Here is an 8,814-nt window from a genome sequence, read left to right on the forward strand (position 1 = left end):
TATAAATGTTTTTATTATCCTTCTTTTTGCTTTCCATATTGGCTGGGACTGACATTAAAATGCTTCTTGAATACTTCTCTAAAGTATTTTGCATCGTTGAATCCTGTCATTTCAGCCACTTCGGTAATGCTGTATTTCTGTTCTCTCAGTAGCAGTGCTGCATGTTTCAGGCGAATCAAACGAATGTAATCGGCCGGTGCTTGGTCTGTCAGGGCTTTTATTTTGTTATAGAAACTGGTACGGCTCATATTCAACAGAGCACATATCATATCTACATTAAGGGCAGGATTGCTAATGTTTTCCTCCACATGCTTCTTGACAGTAGCAATAAATTTCTGATCAAGTTCGTTTAAGCCGTTAGTATTCGCAGTAGTGTTTTCTTCTTTGTTCTCTTCATCACTCAGTTCCAGATTGGCATATTTACGTTGCAGCAAGGTGCGATTAGTGAGGATGTTGGCAACCGTAGCGCGTAAAATGCCTACATTGAAAGGTTTCACTATGTATTCGTCAGCTCCGGCGTTCAAACCTTCAATGATGTTCCGATCCGTATTCAATGCTGTTAACAGGATGATGGGAATATGTGAAGTCTCTATGTCATGCTTCAAGATATGGCACATTTCGTCTCCCCGCATTTCAGGCATCATGATATCCGAGATAATCATCTCAGGCATGTATTCCTTGACTATACCAAGGGCTGCTTTACCATTATTGCATACCTGTACGTTATAATTGTCCGACAGTGTATTGCGCAGATACTCCCTTAACTCATCATTGTCTTCTACTACGAGGATTTTCGGGAAAGCTTTGTTCTGTGGTTTCGGTTCTGTCTTCTCGTAAATACTGCTTGGTGGGAGTTCCATACCCATTTCCGATTCGGTATACAATCCTTTTCCTTTTTCCGGTTTGGAGTTGTGTATGGCTCTGCGGTAATGCTTTTCTCCTTTAGGGAATGTAACTTTAACACAGGAGCCTACTCCTTCCGTGCTGTTAAAACTGATTTTTCCTTTGTGCAGATGCACAAGTTTTCCTACCAGCAATAAGCCGATGCCACTGCCTGTGACTTTCGAGTTGATGGCATTGCTGCCTCGGAAATGCATTTTGAAAAGTTTCTTTTGTTCGGAAGCTGGAATACCTATTCCCGTATCTTTAATCTCTACATTCCAGTTGTCTTCTGTTCCGGAAGTGAAGATATGTACATTACCTCCTTCGGGTGTATATTTCAAGGCATTGGATATAAGATTCTTCAGGATAGAATCCATTTTATCTTTATCAAGCCATACATTCATATAGCGGAAATTACTTTCATAAGTCAGGCTGATACGTTTCACTTCGGCATAGGTGCGGAAGATATTTATCAGTTCCTCCATATACGTGTTTAGCTCATATTCCGAGACATATAACGTTCCGGAATAGGTGTCTGCCCGTTCGAAGTTGATCAGGTTGGTTGTCAGTCGAAGCAGGACATTGACGTTTCTGATGGCAGTATTCATGCTGTTGTGCCCGTCGGGAGTCAGGTTCTCCTTCTTGCTGAGTTCTTCTAAAGGAGCTTTTATCAACGTTAATGGTGTACGGATATCATGTGCCGTATTGATGAAAAAGCGTATTTTTTCATCTGAAATCTTTCGCTGCTTGCGCATGAGAAGAATGCGAAAGACGATGGCTGCTATTACTGCAATAATGGCGGCATAGATCAACATAGCCCACGGGCTGAGCCAGAAAGGCTGTTCTATCACGATGTTTATGCTTCGCTCCTCCAGAACGATACGTTGGTCTTCGCTGGAAATGATGCGTGCGCGTAGTGTATATTTTCCGGGATGCAGGTTTGTGAAGCGAATCCGACACTCCTTTTCCGGGCGGCTCCATTCGTCATAGAAACCTTCCAATTTCCATGAGTACAGAAGTAGTGAGGGATAATCGTAATTGATGGATGACACTCTTAGCGAGAAGATGTTCTGGGTGTATTTCAATCTCAGCGTCTTGGTTTCATCGATATCTACTTCCAAGGGGGAACTTTTGTCTCCGGGATAAACTGTTTGGTAGAATACGCGTAAGTCACTGAATACCATACGGTATTTGTAGTCGCGTGAGATGATCATATCTTTGTCGAATTCTATTGCTCCGTCTGTGCTGCCGAAAATGAAATTTCCGTTCTTGCGGAACGTGCCGGAAGTCGGGTTGAAATGGTCGCTACTCAATCCTTGATCTTTGGTCCAGTTGTGGAATATCTTGCTATCCGGATAGTAACTCGCCAAGCTGTTTTCCGTACTCAGCAGGAGGCTTTTGTTTTCATTCGGGAGGATGGTGTATATGTTGTTGGAGATAAGGGCGCAATTGTTCTTATGGAAATGTTCGAATGATTTGTCTTTGTGATTGTAGACCAACAGGCCGGAATTGCAGGTTCCTATATATAATAGGCCTTCTTCGTTTTGATAGAGTGCATTGATGTAGGACGACTCGATCGGCATTGTTATATATTGGTAGTTTCCGGTTTTTTTATTCAGCAGATACAATCCTGTGGAGGTACCTATCCACATGTATCGTTCATCCTTTTCAATGATATCCGTGATACCGCTTAGGTTGGGGTATAGCTGTACGCTTTTGGTTTGGAAATTGATCCGTTTCAGATTATAATATCCTCCCGACCAAATGCTTCCGTCAGATGTTTTTGTGATGGAACGGATATATTTATCTGGACGTATGCTTCCACCTTCGGAAGCAGAGGGGATAAAGAAATCGGCTTTCATCTGCTTTTTGTCTATTTGGTAGATGCCGGAACTGTATCCACCTGCCCAAATAATGTTGGGAGCCACTTCGCATAAGGAGATGAATACATGATTTTTGGTCAGGTTACTTTTGTTGAAGACGCTGAGAAACGAGTGCCATTGTTTGTCTTTGGTAGTATAGAGGCTGATGCCGTTGTTGGTAGCAAACCATAGGTCGCCGTCATGGTCTTCGACGATGGCGTTCACTTGATCGTTGATGATTGACTGTTGGTTGCCGATAGAGTGTTTGATCCATTGGTAACTATTGTATTGGTTGTTGCGCACGGTGATTCCGATGGGATAGTTTGCCATCCAGATACGGTTTCCGTCAACCAACAAGTCGTAGATGCTGTTTCCGTTCATAGCGTTGTAGCTACTATAATCTGCCGTTATGTAGGGTTCACATTCGTATGTCTCAGTATTCATTTTGTAGACTCCGACACCGTCTGTGGCAATCAGTATTTCATTATCGTTGAAAGCCTTGATGCAGGTGATACTGACATCCTCCAGATTGGTGTTGAGTTTGAGAACCTGACTGCTGTTCATATCGTACAGATAGATGCCTTTCTGAAATGTTCCAATGAAGAGTTTTTGGCTTTGGGGGTGAAGATACAATTCGGTTACTTGTATTTTCAGGCTGTCGAGCTGTTCGCAAGGGGAGAGGACGAGCTTGTCTTCCTTCAGTTCGGCATAGTGTATGCCAACATCAGTTCCTATGATATATTGTTTGGAACCTATTTCCTTGATTCCTGAAATGATCTCTCCGATCTGATTCTTTATAACGGTGCTTTTTTGGCTTTGGGTGTCATACAGATATAAATCCTCTTCATTGCACAGCCATATCACATTGTTCGTGTCGATGAAACTGTAGCTGACCGGATACGGATTTCCATTCACCACCTCTTCCGGCAATTTATATATAAATTGGAAACGGTCGTGCTTGACATCATAGCGGAATATTCTTCCTTTTCGACCTATCTCCCAAAGTGTGTCATCTGCTCCGACGTACAACCAACTCAGATTCAGCATAGAGTTCACTTCCATGCCACTTTCTATCAGTTGATATTGCTTGAAGTCCTTTCCGTCATAACGGTCTATGCCATTATGCGTAAGAAACCACATATAGCCTTTCGGACCTTTCTGAATGGCATATACCCTACGATTACTCAGACCATCTTCTACGCCGATATATTTATAAGTCTGTGCGGTGCAAAGATGAGAGATGAATATGAGTAAAAGAAAAAAGATAACTTTCTTCATGATAGTTATGGTCGTTTTATTGTTAGAGCATTTGTGAAATGAACGCAAAAATAAGATGTTTATGTGATAATAACAAGATAAAAAACATCCAGTGATGTTAGAATCTGTTTAAATTTTCTTCAAAAAGAACTCTCAAGAGAAGGCAGAACAAAATTTAAACAGGCGCTTAATGCTTGGGATTACTGCTGTCATTAGACTGCTGCAATAGGTTGCATGCTGTTTCGATACGTATAAAGAAGAGGATATCCTTGCGGATATCCTCTCTTTGCGGGTGAATCCGTAGAGGTTATTTAATCTTTTCTTCTATCCATTTGCGGGCATTGACGAAAGCCTCTATCCAAGGTGTGACTTGGTCGCTATGCAGGCGTTCTGCCGGATAGCATCCATTCTGCCACGGGAAGATGGCACGTTCCAAGTGGGGCATGATTGCCAGATGGCGGCCGTCGGCGCTGGCAATGCCGGCTGTTGAGAAATCCGAACCGTTAGGGTTGGCAGGATATTCATCGTAGCTGTATTTAGCCACAATGTTATACTTATCCTCATCATACGGCAGGGAGAACTTACCCTCACCATGAGCCACCCAGATTCCGAGCTTGCTGCCACTCAACGAACCGAACATGACGCTGCGGTTGGTCGGAATGGTCACGCCGAGGAATCGGGACTCGAACTTGTGCGAATCGTTGTGGAGCATCTTGCCTCTCTTCTTGTGTTCCGGAGTGATCAGGTTGAGTTCCATCATCAGCTGACAGCCGTTGCAGACACCCAGCGAAAGGGTATCTTCACGTGCATAATACTTGTCGAGAGCCTCTTTGGCTTTCGGGTTGAAGAGGAAGGCGCCTGCCCAGCCTTTAGCGGAACCCAATACGTCAGAGTTGGAGAATCCACCGCAGTAGACGATCATGTTCACGTCTTCCAGGGTTTCTCTTCCGCTGATAAGGTCGGTCATTGTCACATCCTTCACATCGAAGCCGGCCAGGTAGAGAGAGTAGGCCATTTCGCGTTCGCCGTTTGTTCCCTTCTCTCTGATGATAGCGGCGCGGATGCCTGATGGAGTGCGACGGTCGGGGTCGATGCCATATTGTGAGAACTTGCCTTTGAATTCCGGCATGAAAGCAAATTCCATAGGCTGCATCTTGTAGTTTTCAAAGCGCTTCTTGGCACAGCCGTTCATAGATTGCTTGCAGTCGAGCAGGTAAGAGGTAGAATACCATACGTCGCGCATGTGGTCGATACCGAACTGGTAGGTAGCTCCGTCTTTGGTGAGGAGGATGTGGCGTTCGTCGGTCGGCTTACCGATCTTCACGAAGCCTACGCCCGCGTCTTCCAGTATCCGCTTGACCTCTTCTTTACGTTTGTCGCTCACTTGGATCACGATACCCGGATTCTCGGCAAACAGAAGTTTCACGAGGTCGTGCTCCTTCATCTTGTCGAGAGAGATTTCCATACCGCCTTCCATGTTGGAGAAACACATCTCCAGCAAGGTAGTGATGAGACCACCGGCGGATATATCGTGTCCGGCCAGAATCAGGCCTTTGTTTACCAACTCTTGTACAGCCAGGAAAGCGTCGCGGAAATATTCGGCATCCTTTACGGTCGGAACTTCGTCGCCCACCTTGCCCAGTGATTGTGCAAAAGCCGAACCGCCCAACTTCAATTCGTCGAAGCTAAAGTCAATATGATAAAGCGTGCTCTTTTCATCGTTCACGAGGACGGGAGATACCACTTTCTTCACATCGGACACTTCGCCGCCTGCGGAGACGATGACGGTTCCCGGAGAGATTACTTTGCCGCCGTCGGGATATTTCTGCGTCATGGACAACGAGTCTTTTCCGGTCGGCACATTGATTTGCAGTGAGCAACAGAAGTCGCTCAAAGCCTTTACGGCAGTGTAGAGACGCGCGTCTTCACCCTCCTGCGAGCGGCAAGGCCACATCCAGTTGGCAGAGAGTGATACGCTGTCAAGGCCTTCGGCAAGCGGTGCCCAGATGATGTTGGTCAATGCTTCGCTGACAGAAAGCACGGAACCGGCTGCCGGATCGGCAAGCGCAGCCTGCGGGGCATGTCCCAGTGAGGTGGCGATACCTTTCTCGCCGCGGTAGTCGAGGGCTACTACACCGCAGTCGCTCAACGGCAACTGCAATTCGCCCTGGCATTGCTGGCGGGCAATCTTTCCGGTTACAGAACGGTCTACCTTGTTGGTCAACCAGTCCTTACATGCTACAGCTTCCAGTTGCAATACGTTGGTCAGATATTCGTGCAGTTTGGACTGCTCGTATTTCGGCATCTCGTAGTGATGTTCTACGGTCTTGTCTATCATGTAAGTCTTGGGAGACGAACCGAACATCTGTTCCACAGCAAGGTCGAACGGGCGTACGCCGTCAGCCTGTTGGAAAGCGAACCGGTGGTCGCCGGTGGTTTCGCCTACCACGTACATCGGGGCGCGTTCGCGCTCAGCCACCTTGCGTACGTGTTCGATTGCCTCTTCTTGGATGAGGAGACCCATGCGCTCCTGGCTTTCGTTGGCAATGATTTCCTTGGCGGAGAGCGTCTTGTCGCCGATGGGCAACTTGCTCATATCGATCATACCGCCGCACTCTTCCACTAACTCGGAGAGGCAGTTTACATGTCCTGCCGAACCGTGGTCGTGGATAGACACGACGGGATTGGTATCTTCTTCGCAGAGGGCACGCACTACGTTGTAGGCACGCTTCTGCATCTCGGCGTTGGCACGCTGTACGGCATTCAGCTCAATGCCGCTGCTGTAGCGTCCGGTGTCTACAGAAGAGACGGAACCACCGCCCAGGCCGATACGGTAGTTATCACCGCCGATGACTACCACCTTGTTGCCCGCTTCGGGCGTACCTTTCAGGCAGTCGCGCTTCGTGCCGTAACCTACACCGCCGGCAAGCATGATCACTTTGTCGTAACCGTACGTTACGGAAGCCTCGTCTGCAAGCGGTTGTGCATTACCGTCTGCCCCTTCGCGATGTTCGAAGGTGAGCACGGAACCGCAGATCAGCGGTTGTCCGAATTTGTTTCCGAAGTCGCTGGCTCCGTTGGAGGCTTTGATCAATATCTGTTCCGGAGTCTGATACAACCATTTGCGTACAGGAAGGAGCTCTTCCCAAGGACGTCCTTCGTCGGTACGCGGATAAGAAGTCATATAGACTGCTGTTCCGGCTATTGGCCACGAACCCTTTCCACCGCCCATACGGTCGCGGATTTCACCGCCGGTACCCGTCGATGCACCGTTGAACGGTTCTACGGTAGTCGGGAAGTTGTGAGTCTCTGCTTTCAGGGAAATGACACTTTCGATGTCTTTCACCTGGAAGTAATCGGGTTTGGAGTGGTCGGCAGGTGCAAACTGTTCGATGACCGGACCTTCTGCAAAAGCTACGTTGTCCTTGTATGCAGAGATGATCTTGTTCGGGTTCTCCTGTGTTGTTTTCTTGATCATCTGGAAAAGTGAAGACTCCTGTTCCACGCCATCGATGATGAACGTACCGCCGAAGATTTTGTGACGGCAGTGTTCGGAGTTGATTTGCGCGAAACCGAAAACTTCGGAGTCCGTCAGTTTTCGTCCAAGATCTTTCTCCACCTTTTTGAGGTAGTCCATTTCTTCTTTGGATAAAGCCAGACCTTCCTGTTCGTTGTAGGCTTCCAGGTCTTCGATGTGAATGATGGCTTCCGGCTTCCGGTTGGTGGTGAACACTTCTTGGTCAAGCCCCTGATACATGCGTTGCAGCATAGGGTCGTAGTCGGCATTTTCATCTTTCACGGGGAAATACTCTTCAATGCGCACGATACCGTTCAACCCCATGTTCTGGGTAATCTCTACGGCGTTCGTACTCCAAGGAGTAATCATCTCGCGGCGTGGACCTACGAAATGTCCTTTCAGGTTATCTTCACTTTCGGTAGCGGCTTCTCCAAAGAGCCAGCAGAGTTTGTCGATGTCTGCTTGAGGTAGCGCGTGTTCGCATTCTACGGCTATCACGCTTTGGGATGAGGTTCTGAAAAAAAGAATCATACGGATATTTATGATTTTAGTTTATGATTTATACTTGGGGCACTCCGGAAAATGCCGGGAAGCAATTAACGGGAGATGCAGGCTTTTTTTCTTGGGTGCAAAGATACTAAAAAACGTTGGTGGAGAGAAAGAAAAGAACTAAAAAATCCTTAGTCAGTCGTTGTAAAGGTAGTTTTCTGGCGATTTTGAGGGTTACGGGAGGGAACCGGACTTTTCGATGGATTTTGCGGCATTGCCGTAGCTTGAATGTCGGATTGCCCTGGGCTTTGTGTCTGATTCCCGTGGGGTTTTCCGTACAAATGCGGGGCAACGTTCCGGCAAACCCCAGGGGATGCGGCGGCAAATGCGACGGCTTTTTATCCGTACTGCGGCTCCCGGCGTTGCAAGCGGTCGTTCCACACGTTCCACAGGGAGTGACCGGTCGGGACGTGGAGGGACGAAGGAGCGGACGGGATGTTCCGGTCGTTCACGGCAGTTCATGGCATTTTCAGTCTTTTCTTTTTCTTCTTCTTTTTCTGTAGAAGAAATATATTTCTTTCTTTTTCTTTTTCTCTTTTTATATATATATGGATGTGTTTGTGTTGCTTATTTCAAAGGGTTTGTGTGCAAATATCTGTTCTTCAGTATGTTTTGGTCGCTTTTGTGACGTTTTTCTCACTTGTTTTTGGTTGTTTTTGGCTGTTTTTTGCTCGTTTTTTGCTCGTTTTCCATCAAAAAACGCTTGTTTTTCATTAAAAATCGCTTGTTTTTCGTCATTTTTCGTTC

Annotated in this window: 4 protein-coding genes; all 4 read right to left on the reverse strand. The window is 46.8% G+C overall.

Annotated elements, in window-relative coordinates; all coding sequences use genetic code 11:
• Nucleotides 1-14 precede the first annotated feature (14 nt).
• A complete protein-coding gene (locus QZ323_RS06520) occupies nt 15-4,022 on the reverse strand; it encodes a response regulator (protein WP_294633810.1) in 4,008 nt (1,335 codons plus the stop codon).
• Nucleotides 4,023-4,308: 286 nt separating this feature from the next.
• The gene (purL, locus tag QZ323_RS06525; protein ID WP_294633811.1) at nt 4,309-8,049 is read right to left on the reverse strand and encodes a phosphoribosylformylglycinamidine synthase; all 3,741 of its coding nucleotides are present in this window, start codon (nt 8,047-8,049) and stop codon (nt 4,309-4,311) included.
• 192 nt (nt 8,050-8,241) lie between these two features.
• Nucleotides 8,242-8,529 carry a hypothetical protein gene (locus QZ323_RS06530; protein WP_294633812.1) on the reverse strand — a complete coding sequence of 96 codons (288 nt, stop codon included), beginning with the start codon at nt 8,527-8,529 and terminating at the stop codon, nt 8,242-8,244.
• Nucleotides 8,530-8,605: 76 nt separating this feature from the next.
• A partial coding sequence (locus tag QZ323_RS06535) for a hypothetical protein (protein WP_294633813.1) occupies nt 8,606-8,814 on the reverse strand: 209 nt, incomplete at its 5' end.

Source organism: uncultured Bacteroides sp., assembly GCF_910585845.1.
Classification (GTDB): domain Bacteria; phylum Bacteroidota; class Bacteroidia; order Bacteroidales; family Bacteroidaceae; genus Bacteroides.